Source organism: Microbacterium neimengense (genome assembly GCF_054782995.1).
Genome location: NZ_BAAGRK010000015.1, coordinates 921,014 through 943,412, shown reverse-complemented (window position 1 = coordinate 943,412; position 22,399 = coordinate 921,014). Strand labels below are relative to the sequence as shown.

The 22,399-nt window shown below is 68.9% G+C and carries 22 protein-coding genes; 9 read left to right on the top strand and 13 right to left on the bottom strand.

What is annotated here, in order from left to right:
* Window position 1: 1 nt before the first annotated feature.
* Entirely contained in the window at window positions 2-1,264 is a 1,263-nt protein-coding gene (locus ACYVJS_RS15220; RefSeq protein ID WP_460740701.1) for a winged helix-turn-helix domain-containing protein, read from the bottom strand.
* A gap of 42 nt (window positions 1,265-1,306) precedes the next feature.
* Here ACYVJS_RS15220 and ACYVJS_RS15215 point away from each other — a divergent pair, with 42 nt between their 5' ends.
* Both ACYVJS_RS15215 and ilvA read left to right on the top strand, forming a co-directional pair.
* The gene (locus ACYVJS_RS15215) at window positions 1,307-2,497 is read left to right on the top strand and encodes an AI-2E family transporter (RefSeq protein WP_460740700.1); all 1,191 of its coding nucleotides are present in this window, start codon (window positions 1,307-1,309) and stop codon (window positions 2,495-2,497) included.
* Window positions 2,494-3,720 carry a threonine ammonia-lyase gene (gene ilvA, locus ACYVJS_RS15210; protein ID WP_460740699.1) on the top strand — a complete coding sequence of 409 codons (1,227 nt, stop codon included), beginning with the start codon at window positions 2,494-2,496 and terminating at the stop codon, window positions 3,718-3,720. Before ACYVJS_RS15215 ends, ilvA begins: the two co-directional genes overlap by 4 nt.
* A 15-nt stretch (window positions 3,721-3,735) precedes the next feature.
* On the opposite strand, the gene greA is transcribed toward ilvA, so the two are convergent.
* The gene (gene greA / locus ACYVJS_RS15205; RefSeq protein WP_460740698.1) at window positions 3,736-4,227 is read right to left on the bottom strand and encodes a transcription elongation factor GreA; all 492 of its coding nucleotides are present in this window, start codon (window positions 4,225-4,227) and stop codon (window positions 3,736-3,738) included.
* 96 nt (window positions 4,228-4,323) lie between these two features.
* The gene (locus tag ACYVJS_RS15200; RefSeq protein WP_460740697.1) at window positions 4,324-4,719 is read right to left on the bottom strand and encodes a DUF4307 domain-containing protein; all 396 of its coding nucleotides are present in this window, start codon (window positions 4,717-4,719) and stop codon (window positions 4,324-4,326) included.
* Between the two features lie 66 nt (window positions 4,720-4,785).
* On the opposite strand from ACYVJS_RS15200, the gene ACYVJS_RS15195 reads away from it, so the two are divergent.
* Entirely contained in the window at window positions 4,786-5,070 is a 285-nt protein-coding gene (locus tag ACYVJS_RS15195) for a hypothetical protein (RefSeq protein ID WP_137417494.1), read from the top strand.
* A 3-nt stretch (window positions 5,071-5,073) separates the two neighbouring features.
* On the opposite strand, the gene trhA is transcribed toward ACYVJS_RS15195, so the two are convergent.
* Window positions 5,074-5,784: a PAQR family membrane homeostasis protein TrhA gene (gene trhA / locus ACYVJS_RS15190; RefSeq protein WP_460740696.1), complete on the bottom strand. Its 711-nt coding sequence runs from the start codon at window positions 5,782-5,784 to the stop codon at window positions 5,074-5,076.
* Window positions 5,785-5,884: 100 nt separating this feature from the next.
* Between trhA and ACYVJS_RS15185 the strand changes: the two genes are divergently transcribed.
* Complete coding sequence (locus ACYVJS_RS15185; RefSeq protein ID WP_460740695.1) at window positions 5,885-6,670, top strand: isoprenyl transferase; 786 nt, start codon at window positions 5,885-5,887, stop codon at window positions 6,668-6,670.
* Between the two features lie 186 nt (window positions 6,671-6,856).
* Window positions 6,857-8,212 (top strand): PhoH family protein, encoded by a 1,356-nt coding sequence (locus ACYVJS_RS15180; RefSeq protein ID WP_460740694.1) that lies wholly within the window; start codon window positions 6,857-6,859, stop codon window positions 8,210-8,212.
* Between the two features lie 300 nt (window positions 8,213-8,512).
* On the opposite strand, the gene ACYVJS_RS15175 is transcribed toward ACYVJS_RS15180, so the two are convergent.
* Genes ACYVJS_RS15175 through xseA form a run of 7 tightly spaced genes read right to left on the bottom strand, consistent with a single transcriptional unit; the run spans window position 8,513 to window position 14,899 of the window.
* Window positions 8,513-9,169 (bottom strand): response regulator transcription factor, encoded by a 657-nt coding sequence (locus tag ACYVJS_RS15175; protein WP_243227410.1) that lies wholly within the window; start codon window positions 9,167-9,169, stop codon window positions 8,513-8,515.
* Window positions 9,166-10,611 (bottom strand): sensor histidine kinase, encoded by a 1,446-nt coding sequence (locus tag ACYVJS_RS15170; RefSeq protein ID WP_460740693.1) that lies wholly within the window; start codon window positions 10,609-10,611, stop codon window positions 9,166-9,168. Before ACYVJS_RS15170 ends, ACYVJS_RS15175 begins: the two co-directional genes overlap by 4 nt.
* Window positions 10,612-10,649: 38 nt before the next feature.
* Window positions 10,650-12,044, bottom strand: coding sequence for a class II fumarate hydratase (locus ACYVJS_RS15165; protein WP_460740692.1), 1,395 nt, complete (start codon window positions 12,042-12,044; stop codon window positions 10,650-10,652).
* Window positions 12,045-12,080: 36 nt separating this feature from the next.
* Complete coding sequence (locus ACYVJS_RS15160) at window positions 12,081-12,689, bottom strand: carbonic anhydrase (RefSeq protein ID WP_243228182.1); 609 nt, start codon at window positions 12,687-12,689, stop codon at window positions 12,081-12,083.
* A 38-nt stretch (window positions 12,690-12,727) separates the two neighbouring features.
* Window positions 12,728-13,366, bottom strand: a complete 639-nt coding sequence (locus ACYVJS_RS15155; RefSeq protein WP_460740691.1) for a DUF4245 domain-containing protein — start codon at window positions 13,364-13,366, stop codon at window positions 12,728-12,730.
* Window positions 13,366-13,596: an exodeoxyribonuclease VII small subunit gene (locus ACYVJS_RS15150; RefSeq protein ID WP_373459535.1), complete on the bottom strand. Its 231-nt coding sequence runs from the start codon at window positions 13,594-13,596 to the stop codon at window positions 13,366-13,368. Before ACYVJS_RS15150 ends, ACYVJS_RS15155 begins: the two co-directional genes overlap by 1 nt.
* Window positions 13,597-13,606: 10 nt before the next feature.
* A complete protein-coding gene (gene xseA, locus ACYVJS_RS15145) occupies window positions 13,607-14,899 on the bottom strand; it encodes an exodeoxyribonuclease VII large subunit (protein ID WP_460740690.1) in 1,293 nt (430 codons plus the stop codon).
* An 88-nt stretch (window positions 14,900-14,987) separates the two neighbouring features.
* Here xseA and ACYVJS_RS15140 point away from each other — a divergent pair, with 88 nt between their 5' ends.
* From ACYVJS_RS15140 to ACYVJS_RS15130, 3 genes are read left to right on the top strand one after another with little or no spacing between them, the layout of a single operon-like run.
* On the top strand, window positions 14,988-16,013 hold the full coding sequence (locus tag ACYVJS_RS15140) for a 4-hydroxy-3-methylbut-2-enyl diphosphate reductase (RefSeq protein WP_460740832.1): 1,026 nt from the start codon (window positions 14,988-14,990) through the stop codon (window positions 16,011-16,013).
* Window positions 16,010-16,573 (top strand): DUF6264 family protein, encoded by a 564-nt coding sequence (locus ACYVJS_RS15135; RefSeq protein ID WP_460740689.1) that lies wholly within the window; start codon window positions 16,010-16,012, stop codon window positions 16,571-16,573. The genes ACYVJS_RS15140 and ACYVJS_RS15135 overlap by 4 nt, the downstream gene beginning before the upstream one ends.
* Entirely contained in the window at window positions 16,570-17,112 is a 543-nt protein-coding gene (locus tag ACYVJS_RS15130; protein WP_460740688.1) for an MOSC domain-containing protein, read from the top strand. Before ACYVJS_RS15135 ends, ACYVJS_RS15130 begins: the two co-directional genes overlap by 4 nt.
* Before the next feature lie 67 nt (window positions 17,113-17,179).
* On the opposite strand, the gene fbaA is transcribed toward ACYVJS_RS15130, so the two are convergent.
* Window positions 17,180-18,211 (bottom strand): class II fructose-bisphosphate aldolase, encoded by a 1,032-nt coding sequence (fbaA, locus tag ACYVJS_RS15125; protein ID WP_243227418.1) that lies wholly within the window; start codon window positions 18,209-18,211, stop codon window positions 17,180-17,182.
* A 193-nt stretch (window positions 18,212-18,404) separates the two neighbouring features.
* Here fbaA and glpX point away from each other — a divergent pair, with 193 nt between their 5' ends.
* Window positions 18,405-19,394: a class II fructose-bisphosphatase gene (gene glpX / locus ACYVJS_RS15120; protein ID WP_460740687.1), complete on the top strand. Its 990-nt coding sequence runs from the start codon at window positions 18,405-18,407 to the stop codon at window positions 19,392-19,394.
* Window positions 19,395-20,288: 894 nt separating this feature from the next.
* Here glpX and ACYVJS_RS15115 read toward each other — a convergent pair.
* The gene (locus ACYVJS_RS15115) at window positions 20,289-22,364 is read right to left on the bottom strand and encodes a recombinase family protein (protein WP_460740686.1); all 2,076 of its coding nucleotides are present in this window, start codon (window positions 22,362-22,364) and stop codon (window positions 20,289-20,291) included.
* Between the last annotated feature and the right edge of the window lie 35 nt (window positions 22,365-22,399).

The following is a 22,399-nucleotide window of genomic DNA, read 5'->3' as shown; positions in this document are numbered from 1 at the left end:
CTCAGCCCGGTTCGTCGCCCGCAAGGGCGACGGGTTCGGGCCGTGACTCGTGCCGCTCGGCACCCAGCACCCACGCGATCTCGTCCGTCGCATCGCCCCACCGCGACACGCTGATCGCCTCCAGCTGCTGCCACATCGCGGCATCCCGCAGCAGCCCGGCGATCCGCTCCACATCGCTCGGCAGTCGCGACGGCTCCCACCACGCCGACTGCACCCGCAGCACGGATGCGGCACGATCCGCCTTCAGGTCGATCCGCGCCGCCACGCGGTCGCCGATCACCAGCGGCAGGGAGTAGTAGCCGAACCGCCGCTGCGGTGCGGGTGTGTAGATCTCGATCCGGTACGAGAAGTCGAACAGCCGCTCCGCGCGATCGCGGAACCACACCACCGGATCGAACGGCGTGAGCAGCGCGGCCGCATCCATCGTGCGGGGGAGTGTCGCCTCGCGATGCACCCACGCCGGCGACGGGCGCCCCGCCCGCGTCCACCCCTCGACCTGCACCGGCTGCAGCTCACCCGTATCCACCAGCTCGCCGATCGCCTGCAGCGTCGCGCGCTGATCGCCCAGCCGCCAGTAGTCGTCGAGGTCACGCGCCGTCGCGACGCCGTACGCCCGCGCCGCACGACGCACCAGCTCGCGCACCGCATCGTCTTTCGGCGTCTCGACCCCGGCGACGGATGCGGGCAGCACCTGCTCCGCCAGCCCGTACACGCGCTCGAAGCCGCGCCGGCCCGCGATGGCCACCTCGCCGGTGAACCACAGCAGCTCGAGCGCGCTCTTCACGGCGCTCCAGTCCCACCACGGACCCCGCGGCGCGCGCGACGCGTCGTCTTCGATCTGGGCCGGACGCAGCGGACCCCGCGCCGCCAGCTCGCCGCGCACCCAATCGAGGGTGGCGGCGTCGATGCCGCGCCAGCCCTTGGTCTCGTGCCGTGCGCGATAGTGCTGCATCCGGAAGGCGAACAGCGGCCAGTCCGCCGCGTCGATGAAGGACGCCTGGTGCGCCCAGTACTCCACGAACGGCGCGCGTCGCTGGAACAGCAGCCGGTCGAGCTTCGCCGTGTCGTAGGGCCCGAGCCGCGAGAACAGCGGCATGTAGTGCGAGCGGGCGAACACATTGACCGAGTCGATCTGCAGCACCGACATCCGGCGGATCTCGCGCCGCAGGTGCACTCCCGTGACCTCGGCGGGCCGCGGCGCCCCCAGACCCTGCGCGCGCAGGGCGATACGTCGGGCTTCGGACCGGCTCAATCTGGCACGCACCGCGTCAGCGTAGCGTCAGCCTCCGACAACTAGACTGGCGTGATGACCGAGCCGGACGAGAAGCCTCGCGGATCGTTCTTCGATGCCCTGCGTCAGCGCACCGTCAGCTCCGACACCACGCACAGCGTGCCGCGCGGGGTTCGCGTGGCCGCCGCGTACTCGTGGCGCTTCCTGCTGATCGCCGCCGCCGTGGGCGTCGCGATCTGGATCATCATCCAGCTGAAGCTGCTGGTCATCCCGCTCCTCATCGCCATCCTCATCGCCGCCCTCGTGTGGCCGGCGTTCACGTGGATGCTGCGTCACCGCTGGCCGCGCTGGCTCGCGATCGTCGCCTCGGTGCTCGGAACCGTCGCCGTCGTGGGCGGGCTGCTGTGGCTTGCGATCTGGCAGATCACCCGCGAATGGGGCTCCGTACGCGACCGCACCGTCGGGGCGATCGAAGACCTCCGCACCTACCTCATCGACGGCCCGCTGCACCTCACCGCCGACCAGATCGACGGGATGCTGCGCCAGGGTCTCGGCATGCTCGAACAGCAGGCGTCGCTGCTCTGGTCTGGCGCGCTGGCCGTCGGCTCGACCGTCGGGCACGTCGCCACCGGTCTGCTGCTGACGGTTTTCATCCTGCTCTGTGTGCTCGCCGACGGCGGCGGCATCTGGAAGTGGGTCATCCGCCTGTTTCCCAAGGCCGCGCGTCCCGCGATCGACGGCGCCGGCAAGACCGGGTGGTTGACGGTCGTCACGTACGCCCGGACGCAGCTGCTCGTCGCCACGATCGACGCGATCGGCATCGGCCTGGGCGCCTTCCTGCTGGGAGTTCCCCTCGCCATCCCGGTCGGTGTGCTCGTCTTCCTCGGCGCCTTCGTCCCGTTCGTGGGTGCGGTCGTCACGGGTGCGCTCGCGGTCTTCCTCGCCCTCGTCTACAACGGACCGTGGATCGCCCTGTGGATGCTCGTCATCGTGCTGGGCGTGCAGCAGATCGAGGGGCATATCCTGCAGCCCATCCTCATGGGCACCGCCGTCAAGGTGCATCCGCTTGCCGTCGTGCTCGTGGTCGCCGGCGGCGCCATGATCGCCGGCATCCCCGGCGCCCTGTTCGCGGTGCCGCTGGCCGCCTTCGTCAACGTCTTCGTCCTCTACCTCTCCCGCCGCGCGTGGGAGACCGGTAGGCCACCCGAACCGGACGAACTCATCTGGAGCACTGTGCCCCGCGAACGAAGGAGAACCACCCGGTGACTCTTCCCACACTGGCCGACTTCGAGGATGCGGCCCGCACCCTCACCGGCCTGATCACCCGCACGCCCATGGACGAGTCGCAGGTGCTCAGCGAGATCGTGGGCGCCCCGGTGATCCTCAAGATGGAGAACCTCCAGCGCACCGGCTCGTTCAAGATCCGCGGCGCGATCTACCGGCTCTCCCGCCTCACCGAGGAAGAGCGCGCCCGCGGTGTCGTCGCCGCATCCGCCGGCAACCACGCGCAGGGCGTCGCGCTCGCGGCGCAGCGCCTCGGCATCCCCGCGACGATCTTCATGCCGCTCGGCGTTCCCGTGCCGAAGCTGCTTGCGACCCGCGGCTACGGCGCCGAGGTCATCCTCGAGGGCGACACCGTCGAGACCCCGCTGCGCCTGGCTGCGGAGTTCGCCGAGCGCACCGGCGCCGTGCTCATCCACCCGTTCGACCACCGCGACATCGTGATCGGGCAGGGCACGCTCGGGCTCGAGGTCTACGACGACCTTCCCACGGTCGACACCGTCGTGCTCGGCATCGGGGGAGGCGGTCTCACCGCGGGCGTCGCCGCCGCCATCAAGGCTCGCGCCTCCGCCGAGGGGCGCACCGTGCGCATCATCGGCGTGCAGGCGGCCAACTCGGCCGCGTACCCGTCATCCCTCGCCGCGGGTGTTCCGCTGGAGGTGGCCACGACGCCGACGATCGCCGACGGCATCGCTGTCGCCCGCCCCGGCGATGTGCCGTTCGAGATCATCCGCGAGCTCGTCGACGAGGTCGTCACAGTCGGTGAGGACGACATCGCCCGCGCCATTCTCATGCTGCTCGAGCGCGCGAAGCTCGTCGTGGAGCCCGCGGGCGCGGTGGGCGTCGCCGCCCTCATGACCGGCAAGATCACGGCCTGCGGGCCGCTCGTCACCGTGCTCTCCGGCGGCAACATCGATCCCCTGCTGCTGCAGCGCGTGATCTCGAACGGACTGAGCGCCGCCGGCCGCTACATGACGATGCGCATCCCGCTGCCCGATCGCCCCGGCCAGCTCGTGCAGGTGTCAGAGGTCATCGCGCGCGTCGGTGCGAACGTCACCGAGGTGCTGCACACCCGCCACGGGCAGGGGCTGCAGATCAGCCAGGTGATCCTGCAGGTGAGCGTCGAGACGCGGGGCGTCGAGCACCGCGCCGAAGTGATCGCGGCGCTGGAGGCCGCGGGGTTCGCGCCGGTCGTCGTCGCCGACTGACCGGCGCGTCCGCGCTCACTGACCCGTGTAGGTCTCGACCTTCACAACCTCGACCGCGATGTCGCGGCCGTTGGGGGCGGTGTACGACGTCTTCTCGCCTTCGCGCAGGCCCAGGATGGCAGCGCCCAGCGGCGACGCCTCGCTGTAGACATCGAGCTCGCTGCCCGCTGCGATCTCGCGGTTGCCCAGCAGGAACACCTCTTCGCCCCCGGCGACGATCGCGGTCACCACGGTGCCGGACTCGACCACACCGGTCGACTCGGGAGCCTCGCCCACCTTGGCGTTCTTCAGCATCGCCTGCAGCGTGCGGATGCGCGCCTCCTGCTTGCCCTGCTCGTCCTTCGCGGCGTGGTAACCGCCGTTCTCCTTGAGATCGCCCTCTTCGCGAGCAGCTTCGATCCGCTTCGCGATCTCCTCGCGACCGGTCGTGGACAGGTGCTCGAGCTCGGCGACCAGCCGGTCGTAGGCGTCCTGAGTGAGGAAGCTCACCGTTGCGTCAGAAGACACGGTCTCTCCTTCGTCGTGAGTCGCGGCGCAAGGCGCCGCAACTATGCCAAGACGCCCTGGCGGTTGCCAGGGCGTCGTCGATCAGTTTCCGTCAGCCTACGGCACCCAGCATCCGTTGACCAATCCCGTGGTCGCCTCAGCGGTGATGGGAATCTGCTCGACGAAGGCCCGCGTGTGCTCGGGGGAGGGCGGGTATTCGACGACCCGCCAGCCGACGACGCCGTGCTCCTCGTCCTGCGCCTCGAGCACGCACGCGACCGCCGTGTTCGGCGGCACGGTCACCTGGAACGACACGCTCGTCGTGTGCTCGTCGACCAGTTGGTAGCCCGTCGTGACCGCATCCACCGACGACGAGCTCGCCGAGAACGCGTACCATCCGGCGACGATCACCGCAGCGGCGATACCGACCGACGCGAACACGGCCCAGAAACGGCCGGAACGCGCACCGCGGGTGCGGCCGTAACGCTCGTCGAGCAGCTGTTGCGTCGTCATGGACCCTCGGATCGGGAATTAGGCTTGAGTCCAGGCTAAGCGCTCGCGCGCGGAACGGAGACATCCATGCACCTGGCCGTGTGGCTCGCCGAGGTGACCCCGACCCCGACGCCGACCGATGTCGACCCGCTGCTCGTGACGCCCGGGCCGTGGGGCTTCGCGGCCATCGCGCTCGTGGGTGTCGCGGTGATCCTCCTGGTGTGGGACATGCTGCGCCGCATCCGTCGCGGCCGCTACCGTTCGGAGATCCGTGAGCAGCTGGATGCCGAGGAGTTGGCGGCGAAGCAGGGCGACGCCGCCGAGCGCGACTCGGAGACCGACGACGAGGACATCGACCCGGCGCAGCGCTGACGCTCAGCCGTTGTAGGCGGGCGAGAGGCAGATGAGCAGGCTTGCCGTCCAGTGGCAGAGGAATGCCAGCACGGTGCAGACGTGGAAGATCTCGTGGAAGCCGAACCTACCGGGCCACGGGTTGGGGCGCTTGAGCGCGTAGACGACGGCGCCGCCGGTGTAGAGCAGCCCGCCGACGATGACGAGCACCATCATCGCGACGTTCGCGTCGAGCAGGTCGACGATGTACATGACCGCCGCCCAGCCGAGCAGGATGTACAGCGCGACGTACAGCCAACGCGGTGCGTGGATCCAGAACACCCGGAAGAGGATGCCGAGGATCGCTCCGCTCCAGACGAGGCTCAGCAGCAGCACCGACTTCTCGGGCGGGAGGGCCAGGACCGCGAGCGGCGTATAGGTGCCGGCGATCAGCAGCAGGATGTTGGCGTGGTCGATGCGCTTGAGGATGACCTTCGTGCGCGGCTTCCAGTCGAAGCGGTGATACAGCGCCGAGTTGCCGAACAGCAGCAGCGAAGTGGTCATGAATACGGCCGCCGACCACTTGGCGGCGGGGCCGTGCGCAAGCACGATCAGGACGATGCCGGCGGCGATCGCGACCGGGAAGGTGCCCGCGTGGATCCAGCCGCGCCAGGTGGGACGGATCTCGGTGTTCGCATCCTTCTCGGCGGCGTCGATCAGCGGCAGCGAGGGCACGTCGGGAACGCCGGGGGTCATGAGGCCAAGGTTAATCGGCGGGATATGCCGCGTCCCGCACGTAGCCATAGCGTTCGCTGAATGCGCGTGTCTCCTGTCCCGCGAGCGGTAGCGTAGGGGAGTGACCAGCGGTCGGGAGAGTGAGGGGCGTGGCCCCCTCTACCGTCTCTACAGCAACCGTCTGCGGCGGCAGATTCCTCCCGCATCCGTTCCTCGACACGTCGCGATGATGATCGACGGCAACCGGCGCTGGGCGCGTCAGCTGGGGTACGACTCCGCGGCGCACGGGCACCGCGCGGGGGCCGCGAAGATGCGCGAGTTCTTGCGCTGGTGCGACGAGCTCGGGGTGAAGGTCGTCTCGCTCTACCTGCTCTCGATCGACAACCTCACCAAGCGCGACTCGAAGGAGCTGGCCGATCTCATCGAGATCATCGCCGAGCTCGCCGACGAGCTGTCGCACGAGCGCGATTGGCGCGTGCAGCACGTGGGCCGCGCGGCTCCGCTGCCCCAGGAGCTCGCTCGCGTGCTGGCCGACGTGCAGGAACGCACGGCGGGCAACACCGGCATGCACGTCAACCTCGCCGTCGGCTACGGAGGCCGGGGCGAGATCGTGGATGCGGTGCGCAGCATCATCACGCAGTACGACCAGACGGGCGGCTCGCTGGAAGAGCTCGCCGAGAGCCTCACGCCCGAGCAGATCGGCGAGCACCTCTACACGGGCGGTCAGCCCGACCCCGACCTCGTCATCCGCACGTCGGGTGAGCAGCGCCTCAGCGACTTCCTGCTCTGGCAGTCCGCCCACAGCGAGTTCTACTTCGTGGAGGCTCTCGGCCCCGACCTCCGCGAGGTCGACCTGCTACGCGCCATCCGTGACTACGCGCGCCGCGACCGCCGCTTCGGCAAGTGAGCGCCGCGGTGTCGTTCACGAACTCTTAACGCGACACGCGCGGATTTCGGCCCCACGGATCCCGCGGAGGTCGTACGGTCATCACAACGGGCACGGCGCCCGTTCGAGTCGGCCCCAGGAAGCGACTCGCTACCCACCGGTCGACTCGAGAGACCCCGGGCCACGGGCCCGGAAGGGGAGTGGGTTGTGACCACACGAGCACCACACCAGCAGCAGCGGGCGATCGTCCAGCAGAGCGCAGATCAGGAAACTGACCTGCGCTCTTATGTTTTGGACACCTCGGTGCTTCTGAGCGATCCCCGAGCGTTCTTCCGCTTCGCGGAGCACTCGGTCGTGATCCCCGTCGTCGTCATCACCGAACTGGAGGCCAAGAGACACGATCCGGAGCTGGGTTACTTCGCGCGCCAGGCGCTGCGACACCTCGACGAGCTTCGTGTCGAGCACGGTCGCCTCGACTTCCCCGTCCCCGTCGGCGCCGGCGGATCGCTCCGCGTCGAACTGACGAACACCGACCCCTCGGTACTCCCGAGCGGGATGCGGCTCGGCGACAACGACACCCGTATCCTCGCCGTCGCCATGCACCTGCAACAGGAGGGCCACGACGTCACGGTCGTCTCCAAGGACCTCCCGATGCGCGTCAAGGCCGCCTCCCTCGGCATTGTCGCGGAGGAGTACCTGGCCGAGCAGGCCGCCGACTCGGGCTGGACCGGCATCGCCGACATCGATGTCTCGGGCGACGAGATGAGCGACTTGTACGAGAGCGACGTCGCCGTCAGCGACGACGTGCGGGGCCTTCCCATCAACACGGGTCTCATCGTCCACTCCGAGCGCGGCTCCGCCCTCGGCCGCGTCACGGGCGACGGAGAGTTCCGGCTCGTGCGCGGCGACCGCGACGTGTTCGGACTCCACGGCCGCTCGGCGGAGCAGCGCATCGCGATCGATCTGCTGTCGGACCCGGATGTGGGAATCGTCTCGCTCGGCGGGCGCGCCGGCACCGGTAAGTCGGCGCTCGCCCTGTGCGCGGCGCTGGAGGCGGTGCTGGAGCGCCAGCAGCAGCGGAAGATCATCGTGTTCCGCCCGTTGTTCGCCGTCGGCGGCCAGGAGCTCGGCTACCTGCCCGGCGATGCGCAGGAGAAGATGAACCCCTGGGGTCAGGCGGTCTTCGACACGCTCGGCTCTGTCGTCAGCTCGAACGTGCTGGAAGAGGTCGTCGCGCGCGGCATCCTCGAGGTGCTGCCGCTGACCCACATCCGAGGCCGCTCGCTGCACGATGCGTTCGTGATCGTGGACGAAGCGCAGTCGCTCGAGCGCAACGTGCTGCTGACCGTGCTCAGCCGTATCGGTCAGAACTCCCGCGTGGTGCTCACTCACGACGTCGCCCAGCGCGACAACCTGCGGGTGGGACGCCACGACGGCATCGCCTCGGTGATCGAGACCCTCAAGGGGCACTCGCTGTTCGGGCACGTCACCCTGACGCGGTCGGAGCGCTCCGCGATCGCGGCCCTGGTGACCGACCTGCTGGAGGCAGGGGAGCTTTCATGAGGTCGTATGAGAGCTTTCTCACCCGATCCTCCTTGTGCTCTCACGGCAGCCGCGGATGATGGAGAACACGGATGACGCGACACTGTCATTCACCGCTGGAATGAGTTCCCCCAGACTCTGACAGCGAAGAAAAACTGGAGAAGCAATCCGCCACCGATTCCCCCCGGTGAGGTGGCGGGCATCACGGGTTCGGGTCCCGTGATCTCTCTGTGGCCCCCGGCGTCCCCCAGCGCCGGGGGCCTTCTCCGTGTCCGGGCGCGCGAGACCACCGGCCGTCAGGCCGGTGCGGATGCGGGACGCTCACTCCCAGCGGTAGCCGGCGCCGCGCACCGTGACGATGCGCTCATGACCGAACTTGGCGCGCAGATAGCGCACGTAGACGTCGACCACATTGGAACCCGGGTCGAAGTCGAGTCCCCAGACCCGGCTCAGCAGCTGCTCCCGGCTGAGCACCTGACCGGGGTGGCGCAGGAACTGCTCGGCGAGGGCGAACTCCCGCGCCGACAGATCGATCTCGCGGCCCTCGACGCTCGCGCGCCGCGAGAGCACGTCGAGGATGACATCGCCGTGGACGATCGCGATGCTGCCGGTGGCGACGTTCTCCCGCAGGCGCGAGCGAACGCGGGCGAGGAGCTCGTCGAACTTGAACGGCTTCGGCACGTAGTCGTTCGCACCGGCGTTGAGGCCGTCGACCGTGTCGCGCGTGCTGCTGCGGGCGGTCAGCATGATGACCGGCAGGTGCGAGCCCTGGCCGCGCACGTGGCGGAGAACCTCGAAGCCGTCCATGCCCGGCAGGCCCACATCGAGCAGGAGAAGGTCGACCTCGCCCGAGAGTGCACGCTCCAGAGCGTCGTTACCGTCCTCGACCACCTCGGTGGCGAATCCCGCCGACTCCAGTCCGCGCTTCACGAAAGCTGAGATGCGGGATTCATCCTCCGCGATCAGGATCAAGGTCATGTGGTTGCCTCTCGCTGCAGAACGACGTCGCCGGCGCGCACAGGCGTCGGGACCAGAGTGGACGGATGGCCGCTGGTCGGCACACGCACCGTGAAGGTGGCGCCGCCGCCGGGAGTGTCGGTGACATCGACGGAGCCGCCGTGGGCCTGCGCGATCGCCTCGACGATGGCAAGACCCAGGCCCGAGCCCTCGACGGAGCGGTTCGCGTCGACGCGCGCGAACCGCTGGAAGATCCGGCGCCTGGCCGCCGGCGGGATTCCCGCACCGTGGTCCCGGACCCACAGCCGCGCCTCGCCGTCCACGACGTCGCTGCCGACTTCGATGGGGCTGTCGGCCGGCGTGTACTTCGCGGCGTTGTCGGCGAGCTGCAGCCAGGCCTGGGTGAGCCGGTCGGCGTCCGCCACCACCACGCCACGGGCGCTCCGGGCGAGGGAGAAGGGGTGGCCGGAGATGGCGGAGACGAGCTCGCCGACACGTTCGGTCAGCATCCCGAGGTCGACGGGACGCATTTCGAATTGATCGCCCTGTGCCGACGACAGCAGGTCGATGTCGTCGACGAGGCGCGTCATCCGGTCGAGCTCGGAGATCCCCATGTCGCGGATGCTGATGACGTCCTCGCGATCGTCGACGTTCATCATCTCGAGGTGCCCGCGCACGATCGTGATGGGCGTCTTCAGCTCGTGCCGGATGTCATCGAGCAGCTGTCGCTGACTGCTGACCGAGGCCTCGAGGCGGTCGAGCATCGAGTTCATGGTGCGCGAGAGGTCGGCGATCTCGTGGTCGCCCTCCTCGGGGACACGCGTGCCGAGATCGTCGAGGGTCACCGCATCCGCCGCCTCGCGCAACTGCCGCAGAGGCGAGAGCAGCCTGCCGGTGAAGAACCAGCTCGCGAAGCCGAGCGCGGCCATGACGACCACCGCGGCGATGACGTACGTCATGATCGACGCCTGGAACGGCGCCATCTCGGCTTCCATGTCGACGCCGCGCAGGTAGATGCCCGTCTCGCCGCCGATCTGCACCGGCAGTGCCACGTAGCGCACTTCGCCCTGGTCGGTGGAGACCGTGCCCAGCACGAGGTCGCTGCCGGTGACCGCGTTTGTCGCCGCGGCGACCACCGTGGGGTCCTCGATCGCGTGGAAGAGGTTGCCGGCTGAGGGGGACACAACGATCTCGCCGTCGAAGACCCCGACGACGCCTTCGGTCTGCGAGGGCAGGAAGCCGGTCACGGTGCGCGTGAGGTAGATGCCGGGGGTCGGGGCATCGCCCACGGGCCGCAGGGCCTGCACCTTCTCGATCAGACGATCGTCCACGTCGTCGACGAGACGCGCCCGCTGGATCCAGAAGGAGACCCCGCCCGCGACGATCAACCCGACGCACGCCACAAGGAGGATCGCCCCCAGAGTCTTCACGCGCGCCGAGAGCATTCTCGGCGTCTGCTTCACCTTCCGATTATGTCTCGTCGGGCGGTCTCGCGTGTAGCTCAGCCCGGGTGCGTCATCGAGAGCAGATCGAGCTTCTCGTCGAGCTGCGCCTCGGTGAGCTCGCCCCGCTGGACGTACCCGAGGGCGATGACGGCTTCGCGGACCGTGATGCCTTCGGCGACCGCGTGCTTGGCGATCTTGGCCGCGGCCTCGTAGCCGATGAGCTTGTTCAGCGGCGTGACGATCGAGGGCGACATGCCGGCGTACGCCGCCGCGCGCTCGCGGTTGACCTCGAGGCCGCGGATCGTCTTGTCGGCTAGCACGCGCACCGAGTTGGCGAGCAGACGGATCGACTCGAGCAGGGCCGTGCCCATGACGGGGATCGCGACGTTGAGCTCGAACGAACCGGACGCGCCCGCCCACGCGATCGTGGCGTCGTTGCCGATGACCCGGGCGCACACCATGAGCGTGGCCTCGGGAACGACCGGGTTGACCTTGCCGGGCATGATCGAGGAACCGGGCTGCAGGTCGGGGATGTGCAGCTCTCCGAGACCCGTGTTCGGGCCCGAGCCCATCCAGCGCAGGTCGTTGTTGATCTTGGTGAGCGACACCGCGATCGTGCGGAGGGCTCCGGATGCCTCCACGAGACCGTCGCGGTTCGCCTGTGCCTCGAAGTGGTCCTTGGCTTCGGTGATGGGCAGTTCGGTCTCGGCGACGATCAGCTCGATGACCTTCTGCGGGAACCCGAGCGGGGTGTTGATGCCGGTGCCGACCGCGGTCCCGCCCAGGGGAACCTCGGCGACGCGGGGGATCGTGGCCTGCACGCGCTCGATGCCGAGGCGGATCTGGCGGGCGTAGCCGCCGAACTCCTGGCCGAGCGTGACGGGCGTCGCATCCATGAGGTGCGTGCGGCCCGACTTGACCACGTCGCTCCAGGCCTCCGCCTTCTCCTCCAGAGACACGGCGAGGTGGTCGAGGGCCGGGATCAGGGCGTCGATGATCTCCTGCGTCACCGCGATGTGCACCGAGGTGGGGAACACGTCGTTCGACGACTGCGAAGCGTTGACGTGGTCGTTGGGGTGAACCGTCGAACCGAGGTCGCGCGTCGCGAGGGTGGCCAGCACCTCGTTCATGTTCATGTTCGACGACGTGCCGCTGCCGGTCTGATAGACGTCGATCGGGAACTGGTCGGCGTGCTGGCCGGCGATGATCTGATCGGCGGCACGGGCGATCGCGTCGGCGATCTGCGCGTCGAGGGTGCCGAGCTGCTTGTTCGCGAGGGCGGCGGCCTTCTTGATCCGCGCGAGCGCCACGATCTGAGCCGGCGCCAGTGCGTCGCCCGAGATCGGGAAGTTCTCCACGGCGCGCTGCGTCTGCGCGCTGTAGAGAGCGGATGCGGGAACGCGGACCTCGCCCATCGTGTCGTGCTCGATGCGGTATTCGGTCTCAGCCACGGGTGTCTCCTCTGACGGTGTGCGGGCGGTAGATGATCAGGCGGCGGATTCGGTCGCCGCACCGACGATGAAGTCGGGCTCGGCGACGCCCTTCGCGAGGCGGTAGTTCACGCCGACGATCGCGAGCGAGCCGTCGGCCACGGCGGCGCTGATGAGCTCCGACGAGTGCAGTAGCTCGGTCACGGTGTCGCGCAGGTGCTCGCGGCCGACGTGCTCGGCATCGACCGTGGCGGCGTTCGTGCCCTCGGCGACCTGCACACGGCGCACGGCCGGCACGATGGGCGCGACCTGACGCCAGATGCGCGGCGGGAGAGCGGGCGCATCGGGCGAGGTGCTGTCGATGGCGGCGCGAACGGCACCGCACTCGTCGTGGCCGAGCACGACGATGAGCGGCGTGCCGAGCACCTCGACCGCGTACTCGAGGCTGCCGACGACCGAGTCGGAGATGACCTGACCGGCGTTGCGCACGACGAACAGGTCGCCCAGACCCTCGTCGAAGATGATCTCGGCGGCCAGACGCGAGTCGGAGCAGCCGAACAGCGCAGCGCGCGGGCGCTGGCCGCCGGCGAGTTCGTGACGACGCTCGACATCCTGCCGCGGGTGGCGCGGCGTGCCGGCGACGAAACGGGCGTTGCCCTCGAGCATCTCGGCCCAGACCTGGGCGGGGGTGGGGTGGGTCTCGGTCACGGTGTCTCCTTGCGCAGCTGAAGGATGGTGTCGGTGACGGTTGTGGCCAGCTGCGCCGCGGTGTCGGGCTTGGCCGTGCCGTACACGAGGATCTGGTCGGGCCCTGCCGGGGTGGCGAGGGCGTAGGAGACGCCGCCGGCGGCGCGGGCGTCGGAGATCTCGTAGCGCTGCCACTCGATGCCGTCGATCGTCTCGGTGCCCGTCGGGGCGGCGCCGTTGAGGGTTCGAGCGACCCACCCGGCATCCGCGTCGAAGGCCTGAGCGATGTTGACGTAGCTCTCGGCGTCGGGCACGTAGACGATCGTGAAGGCGGGAACGCTGTTGCCCTCGAGCTGCGCCTGGTTGACGCGCCAGTTCTCCGGCACATCGGGTGCGATCACCGCGCGGCCGTAGGCCTCGGCGAAGCCGTCGGCGATCTCGGCCACGTTCACGGCGGGCGCTGGCGCCGGGTTGCCGCGCGGCACCGCGAAGACGATCACGATCACGACGCCGAGGGTCGCGAGCAGTGCAGCGATCAGGTTGCGGAACGTCTGGCTCGAGCGGTAGATGCGCGAGGACTCCGCCTTGCGGGCGGCGGTCTCGTCGGGGGTCTCGGGGCGGCCGAGCTCGGCGACGACGCGGGGACCGCGAGCCATCAGAGTTCGCCCTCGGCGCCGGAGCGCGCCGCATCCAGTCGACGCTTGGCGCCCAGCAGCCACTCCTCGCACCGGGCTGCGAGCGCCTCGCCGCGCTCCCACAGGGAGAGTGACTGCTCGAGCGTGGGGGAGCCCTGCTCGAGTTCGGCGACGACGCGCACGAGCTCGTCACGCGCCTGCTCGAACGACAACGACGCGATCTCGGGAGCGGTCTCCTCGGGCGCGGACATGGCTTCCATCCTAGGCGTCCGCCGTCGTCGCAGACGTCTCGGGCACCTCGCCGCCGGAGGTCGCGGCGAAGGAGCCGCGTGCGACGGTGACAGTCAGCTCGGTGCCCTCGGGGGCCTGCGCCGCATCCCGCACGATCACGCCGCCGTCGATGTGGGCGATCGCGTAGCCGCGGGCGAGCGTGGCCCCGGGAGAGAGCGCGCGCAGCGACGCCCGCAGTTCGGCCGTCTGGCGTGCCGCATGGGTGTGCGAGCGGTCGATCGTGTCGCGTCCGCGAGCCGCGAGCAGCTCGACCTCGTGGGCGCGCCGCTCGAGAAGCGCGTCGGGGTCTCGGAGCACCGGGCGCGAGCGCAGCTGCTCGAGCTGCGCGATGTCGTGCGCGACGCGCATGCTGAGTCGCGAGCCCAGCCGTGCGCGCAGCTGGCGCACGAGGGTGCGCTGCTCGCCCACATCCGGCACGACGCGCTTGGCGGCGTCCGTCGGCGTCGAGGCGCGGAGGTCGGCGACGTCGTCGAGCAGGGGGTGGTCGTTCTCGTGGCCGATCGCCGAGACGACGGGCGTGGTGGCTGCGGCAACCGCGCGCAGCAGCCGTTCGTCGCTGAAGCCCAGCAGGTGCTGCGGGTCGCCGCCGCCGCGGGCGATGATGATCACGTCGACGTCGGGGTCGGCATCCAACTTCTGTAGCGCGGCGATCGTCTCGGGCACGCAGCGATCGCCTTGAACCGCGGCGTACTCGGTGCGAAAGCTCACCTGCGGCCAGCGCAGCTCCGCGTTGCGGTGCACGTCTTTCTCCGCATCCGATCGCTCACCCGTGATGAGCCCGACGAGATGCGGCAGGAACGGGAGCGGACGCTTGCGCTCGGCCGAGAACAGCCCCTCGGTGCGCAGCTTCGCGCGCAGCTGCTCGATCGCGGCGAGCTGATCTCCGATGCCGGTGTGTCGCATCGCGGAGACCAGCACGCTGAAGTCGCCCGTGCGCACGAAGTAGTCGGACTTGACACTCGCGACGACCCGATCGCCCACCTTTAGATCGTCGGGCAGGCGCTGCAGCGTCGACGACCAGATGCGGAACGACACGCTGGCGTCGCCCGTGAGGTCTTTCAGTCGGCCGTAGACGTTGCCGCCGCGCACGTTCCACGACGTGATCTCGCCCTCGACCCACACCGAGCCCCAGGAGGAGACGAACGCCCGGATCGTCTCGTTGAACCGGGCGACGGATGTGGGCGCGTCGCGCGTGGCGTCGCGGGGATGGACGTCATCACCGTGCGGGGCCTGTGCCGCCGCATCCGGTGCGAACCTCGTCATGCATCCTCCGTCGCTCGGCCTCTGCCCAGCACGCGCCCGTAGAATCACGGGCGTGAGCTCACCCGCCGTGCACCTTCCCACCCCCCGGATGCCGGCGCGCAGCGGCCGGCTTCAGGATATCCCGGTCGTCGGACGCAAGAGGGTGCTGCTGGCAGCCCCCCGCGGATACTGCGCCGGGGTCGACCGTGCCGTCATCGCCGTCGAGAAGGCGCTCGAGCGCTACGGCGCACCCGTCTACGTGCGCAAGCAGATCGTGCACAACGTGCACGTCGTGACCGAGCTCGAGGCCAAGGGGGCGATCTTCGTCGAGGAGGTCGACGAGGTGCCGACCGGCGCGCACGTCGTCTTCAGCGCGCACGGCGTCTCGCCCGCCGTGGTCTCGGCCGCCGCCGACCGCGGCCTGCAGGCGATCGATGCGACCTGCCCCCTCGTGACGAAGGTGCATCGCGAGGCCGTGCGCTTCGCCCGCGATGACTTCGAGATCCTGCTCATCGGCCACCTCGGGCACGAAGAGGTCGAGGGGACCGCCGGTGAAGCGCCCGAGCACGTCACGATCGTGAACTCGCCCGCCGACGCCGACACCGTCGAGGTGCGCGACCCCGACAAGGTCGTCTGGCTTTCCCAGACCACGCTCTCGGTCGACGAGACCATGGAGACCGTGCGGCGCCTGCGCGAGCGGTTTCCGAACCTGCAGGATCCGCCCTCCGACGACATCTGCTACGCCACGCAGAACCGTCAGGTCGCGATCAAGAAGGTCGCGCGCGACGCGGACCTGGTGATCGTGGTCGGCTCCGCGAACTCGTCGAACAGCGTGCGCCTCGTCGAGGTGGCCCTCGAGCACGGCGCCAAGGCCGCCCACCGGGTCGACTACGCGGAAGAGGTTCGCCAGGAGTGGCTCGACGGTGTCGCCACGGTCGGTGTGACCAGCGGCGCCTCGGTGCCCGAGGTTCTCGTGCAGGAGGTGCTCGACGTGCTCGCCGGTGCCGGCTACGCCGACGTCGCCGAGGTGCGCACGGCCGAGGAGGACCTCATCTTCTCGCTTCCCAAGGAACTGCGTCGCGACGCATCCGGCGCCACCGACGCCCGCGCTCGCGGCGGACGGGGGCGCGCATGAGTGACGAGCGCCCCCGCCCCCAGTACGGCGAATACGCGACGCCCGAAGAGCAGCGTGCCCGCATCCGCCAGCCCGACGCGACATTCGACCTCGACGCGGGCAAGGCTCCGGATGCGGCGCCGCCCGCACCGGCCCCGACTCCTGCCGCGGGCCCCGTGGCGCGCAATCCCCGGGCCATGGACCGCGTCGCCACGATCGCGCTGCTCGCCCTCGGCCTGTTCGAAGTGCTGCGCTCGATCCCCGGTTTCGTCGACCCGAACGAGCTGCTCACCCAGCTGCTGACCCAGTTCGGCGTCGAGGGCGGGCTGTCGGATGCGGCCGGCGCCCGCGCCTGGGGAGCGGCCGCCGCCATCCTCCTCGCGGTCGGCTGGTTCGCGACGGCGGCCGTGTCGGTGTGGAATCTGCGCGCCGGGCGACTGAGCTTCTGGATCCCGCTCGTGGGCGGCGTGGTCTTCACGCTGCTCGCGAGCGTGCTCCTGGTCGTGCCGCTGATGTCCGATCCCGGCCTCATGCAGCAGCTCGGCAGCATCACGCCCGTCCCGACCCCGAGCGCCACATGACCGCGCGCGTCGTGGCGGTCTGCGCGGTGCACGCACTGATCCCGGATGCGGGCACGATCGGCGTCACCGCGATCGATAAGCGCCCGCTCGACGGCGCCGTGCGCGTCGGTCCCTACGGCGTGCGCGGCGACGTGCAGGCCAACCGCAAGCACCACGGCGGGCTCGAGCAGGCCGTCTACGCCTACGCGCAGGAGGACGCGGCGTTCTGGGAGAGCGAGCTGGGCCGCGAGCTGGCCCCCGGATGGTTCGGCGAGAACCTGCGCACCGAGGGCATCGACGTCAATGCGGTCGTGATCGGGGAGCGGTGGCGCATCGGCGACACGCTCGAGCTCGAGGTCACCCGCCACCGCAATCCCTGCCAGACCTTCGCCCGCCGGCTCGGCGGACCCGAGGCGCGCGGCTGGGTCAAGCGCTTCGCCGACGAGCGCAGGCTCGGCCCCTACTTCCGGGTGGTCAAGTCGGGCGCGATCTCCGCCGGCGATGAGATCGTGGTGCTCTCGCGCCCCGAAGGCGCCCCGGGGCTGCTCGACGGCGTCTGAGCGCGCCGCATCCTGAAACGCGGAATGCCCCGGCCGGAGCCGGGGCATTCGCGGTGATTGCGTCGGGTCAGGCGCCGAGCGACTTGCCGGCAGAGCCGAGCTGCTGCGTCGCCTCGACGACGCGGGCGGCCATGGCGGTCTCTGCGACCTTGCCCCAGGCGCGCGGGTCGTAGGCCTTCTTGTTGCCCACCTCGCCGTCGACCTTCAGGACGCCGTCGTAGTTCGAGAACATGAAGCCGGCGACCGAACGCGTGAACGCGTACTGGGTGTCGGTGTCGATGTTCATCTTCACGACGCCGTTCGCGACCGCGAGGGCGATCTCTTCGGGGGTCGAGCCGCTGCCGCCGTGGAACACGAGGTCGAGGGGCTTCGGGCCGGTGCCGAACTGTGCGGCGATGCCCTCCTGGATCTCACCGAGGAGTTCCGGACGCAGCTTCACGTTGCCGGGCTTGTACACGCCGTGCACGTTGCCGAAGGTCAGCGCCGCGATCCAGCGGCCGGCGTCGCCGAGACCGAGGGCCTCGACGGCCTTGGCCACATCCGCCGTGGTCGTGTAGAGCGCCTCGTTCGAGCCCTCGTGCTTCACGCCGTCCTCTTCGCCGCCGACGACGCCGATCTCGACCTCGAGGATCGCGTTGATCGCCTTGATGCGGGGCAGCAGCTCCTTGGCGATCGCGATGTTCTCGTCGAGGGGAACGGCCGAGCCATCCCACATGTGCGACTGGAAGAGCGGGTTGCGGCCTGCCTTGACCTCTTCTTCGGATGCGGCGATCAGCGGCAGTACGAAGTCCTCGAGGGCGGGCTTGGGGCAGTGGTCGGTGTGAAGAGCGACCGTGATCGGGTAGTTCTTGGCGACCTCGGTGGCGAACTTCGCGAAGGCGATCGCGCCGGTCGCGCGACCCTTGACCGTGTGGCCGGCGAAGTAGTCGGCGCCGCCGGTGGTGACCTGGATGATGCCGTCGGAACCGGCTTCCGTGAGGCCCTGCAGGATCGCGTTGATCGACTGCGAGCTCGCCGCGTTGATGGCCGGGTACGCGAAGCCGCCCGCCTTCGCGCGGTCGAGCATCTCGGCATACTGATCGGGTGTTGCGACGGGCATGTCCGCTCCTTGCTGTGTGCAGTGGTTACCCGTCACTCTATCGAAGGGGATGCGGGCGCCCGCGTGGTCGGGGCGCCAGGAATATCGCCGCGGGGGCGGTGGATTTCCTCCTGCTGAAAGAACGTCGAATTCTTCGCGTCTTCAGAGTCGAAAGTCGCGTCCGGTCTGCGGGATCCTGCTTAAGCTGGGCCGCATGGTGAGTCTTACCGCGGACATGAGCCCGCTGCATCCCGACCGGAACCTCGCGCTCGAGCTCGTGCGTGCGACGGAGGCGGCGGCCATCCGCTCCGTTCCCTTCATCGGGCGCGGCCAGAAGGAGATGGCCGACGGCGCGGCGGTCGACGCCATGCGCGCCTTCCTCACCACCGTCAACTTCGACGGCGTGATCGTGATCGGCGAGGGCGAGAAGGACAACGCGCCCATGCTCTTCAACGGCGAGCACGTCGGCACGGGGCGCGGCCCGCAGTGCGACATCGCGGTCGATCCGATCGACGGCACCTCGCTGACCGCGGCCGGCCGCAACAACGCGCTGTCGGTCATTGCGGTCGCCGACCACGGCGCCATGCTCGACGCATCCAGCGTCTTCTACATGGACAAGCTCGTCACCGGCCCCGCCGGCGTGGGCGTCGTCGACATCCGGCTCCCCATCGGCGAGAACATCCGTCTGCTGGCCAAGGCGCTCGGAAAGCCCGTCGACGAGATCGTCGTCTCGGTGCTGCACCGCCCCCGCCACGACCAGCTCATCGAGGAGATCCGCGAGGCCGGTGCCGGCACCCGACTCATGAGCGACGGCGACGTCGCCGGCGGCATCAACGCTGCCCGCCACAACGCCCGCACCGACATGTGCGTCGGGATCGGCGGAAGCCCCGAGGGCATCGTCACCGCCTGCGCGATCAAGGCGCTCGGCGGCCACATCCAGGGTCGTCTCGCGCCGCGCAACGACGAGGAGAAGCAGCGCGGCATCGACGCGGGGCTCAAGGTAGACGGCACCGTCTACGAGGCCGAGGATCTCGTCAAGGGCAAGAACACGATCTTCGTGGCCACAGGTGTGACCGACGGCCAGCTGGTCGCCGGCGTGCGCCGCGAGGGCGAGCACATCTACACCGAGAGCGTCGTGCTGCGCGGCGCCTCCGGCACCCTCCGCCGCATCTCGAGCGAGCACCTCACCTCGAAGTGGCTCTGACCGCCGAGGGCTGAGCCTGCGGCGCTGCCCCATTCGGGCTGCTGAGCCTTTCGGGCTTGTGAGCCTCCGGGCTGAGCGCTTCGGGCTGCTGAGCCTTTCGGGCTTGTGCCTCCGGGCTGAGCGCTTCGGGCCGATTCAGGTCGGCATGTCCCACTTGCTGCAGCGCATGTCCCATTTGCTGCAAGTTTGGGGTCCGAATGCTGCAGAAACTGGGACATGCTGGCCGGCGACGGGATGACATGTCGGCCGGCGACGGGATGACATGTCGGCCGGCGACAGGATGATGGGTCGATGACTGCTCGGAGGATGACCCCTCGGCTCCCGCTCCTCGGCGGTAGGGAGGTGTCGGTGTTTCCGCATGGGCGCAACCCGCGACCGCTCGCGTGGGGCGTGGTGGGGGCGTCCGTCGTCGTCGGTCTCATCGCCGCGGTCAGTGACGAGCTGAGCCGGCGCATTCTCTTCGGCGCCTTGGCGGTCATGCTGATGGTGATCGGGATCGCGCTGCTCGTCACGTTCCGGGGCGTCGTATCGCGGGCGCTGACCGTCGACGATCGACCGGGATGCCTGCGCTTCGTCCCCCTGCGGGCGGGATCGGTCCCGATGCTCTTCATCGCCGGGTCGCTGCTGCTTCCGGCTGGTGCGCAACTCTTCATCGATCTGACCGGACTGCCGATGCCGTGGGGGCCGCGCCTGACACGCAGCGGGCCCTACATCCTCGGCATCATCGGGATCGCCACGCTCGTGGTGCGGATCGTGCGACTGCGCGTCCCCGCGGGACTGACGCTCACGTCGCGCGGCGTGACGGGCATCCGCGGATGCGGCGCGCTCGACTGGTCATGGGAAGAACTGGCACAGGTGTCGGTCGTTGCGGCCCCCGCAGCCAAACTCTCGCTGCTACGCGCGGGCGGCGCGCCACTGATCACGGCCCCCTCCCTCAGCCTGGGTTCCGACCCGAACCTCGTGGCAGCGCTCGTGGAGTTCTACCGGCAGCATCCGGAACACCGCGACGCTCTCGATGCCGGAGGTGTCGAGGCGGTGCGTCGCGCGGAGCAGGCCCTGCGGCCCGACTGATCTCCGCCGCGGTGCGGCGGCATGTCCCAGTTTCGGCAACAACGGGGCCTGGGAACTGCAACAAGTGGGACATGCCCGGTGCAGGCGTGCGCAGCACCCCTTTGGTTCGGTTGTTCCGGGTTCGTGTCTCAGCTGTTCAGCCACATAGTTCTTATTCGAACCGGGTGAACAAGCGAACTGCTTGGGAGCCTGCTCACCTCCTTCGGCGCTTACGCCGGAGGAGGTTTTAGTTTCAAAAGTGGCTGCCCGGGGGAGAGCCTGACGAATGGCCGCGTTGGCCTCGTTGCGTTCACCTTCCAAGTCAAGCTTGTCTTCGACGTCGACCAGGAGCCGGTCGAAAAACGTCAGAATGAGGTCGCGGCGAGCGTTGTTGGGTGCTTCACGGTAGAACGTCCCCGGCTGTCGCAGGAGGTCAAGGAAGGCGGTCGCCTTCTCCGCCCCGTAGGTCAAGCGTTGCTCGGTGCGCTCCAGCTTCTCGGCGATCGCCCCCCGCTGCAGACGGGTAGTCTCCAGTCTCTTACTGACCACTGCGACGCTGGCATTGCCAGCTGCGACGAGGTCGACCAGGCGCTCTTCCTGTGCATCGAGCTTTGTGAGCTGTTCGCGCAGTCGGGCTTTTGCTGTGTGCTCCTCGGCCAGCAGTTTGTCGACGGTGCTGGCGATGAGCGTCTGGAGCGTGTCGGCGTCTTCTCCGGGTATGCGCTCTCCTGCCACCAAGCGGGCGACCTCCGCTTCTAGGTCCTCGATGCGGATGGCTCTCATGTCGCAGACGCCTCTTTGCTTACCGGTACATACGAAGTACTCGTAGCTGCCGCCATTCCCAGTGTGCTGCGTGTACACAAGGCGGCTGGTGCGGCCCGCCGCGTGGCATCTGTTGCAGTACAGAAGTCCGCGCAGGAAGTGAAAGTGCACGCGATCGCGGTCTCCTTTACGGTTGCGCTGGTCGAGTACATCCTGCACCGCCAGGAAAGTCTCCTTGCTGACAAGTGGTTGGTGGCGACCGCTGTGGAGTTTTCCTTTGTACCGTATGACGCCGGTGTAGTACGGGTCCCGGAGCATCTGCGCGAGCCGACTCTTGGACAGTGGTCCCGCGGGCCATTTCCGAGATGCTCTGGTCACGAGGCCGTGGTCTTCCAGCAGTGCGCAGAGCTGCGCGATGGAATGGCGGCCGGTGGCGTACTGTTCGAAAGCCCATGAGACGAGCGGTGCACGTTCTGGATCAACATCAATCGTGTTCACCAACGCGCCGCCGATGTCTTTACGGACATTCAGGTAGCCGATCTTCGCCCTACTGACGCTGCCGCCATGTGCCACTTTGTGTGCCATCTTCACTGCGATGTCTTCACCGCTCTGGCGTACCTGCACCTCGTTCATGATGTCGGTGATGGCTTCCATGGCGTCACCCATGTAGCCGTCACCGAACTGCTCCTTCGCGGAGACGAGACGGACACCCTTCTCTCCCAGATCGCGCTTGGTGATCGCGGCATCGGTGTAGTTCCTGAACACCCGAGAGCGCATATAGATGATGACGTGCGTGACATCCGGATGCTCGTCGACGAACTCAAGTAGTCGGCGGAACTCCGGGCGCTTCTTGATCGTTTGTGCTGAGTGTCCGGGCTCGACGAACTCAGCGATGATGCTCGCGCCGAGCTCGGCAGCCTTGCCTCTCGCCCACTCACGCTGGGTTGCGATGCTGTTGCCATCATCGTCAAGGTCCGCAGCCGTTTGCATCTGACGGGGCGTCGATACCCGTAGGTACAGCACAGCCCTCGCTGGCCTCGTGTGGCTCTCGCCGGCCGATGCGTGGCTCGTTCCTCGGTGTTCCAGGTGTTCGAGGCCGTCGATGGGGGTGATGTTTGTTGGTGTCGCGGGTGGCGCCGCGATGGTTTGGTCGTGCATAAGAAGACCCTCCTCTCTCCGCCAGAAGGCGGACT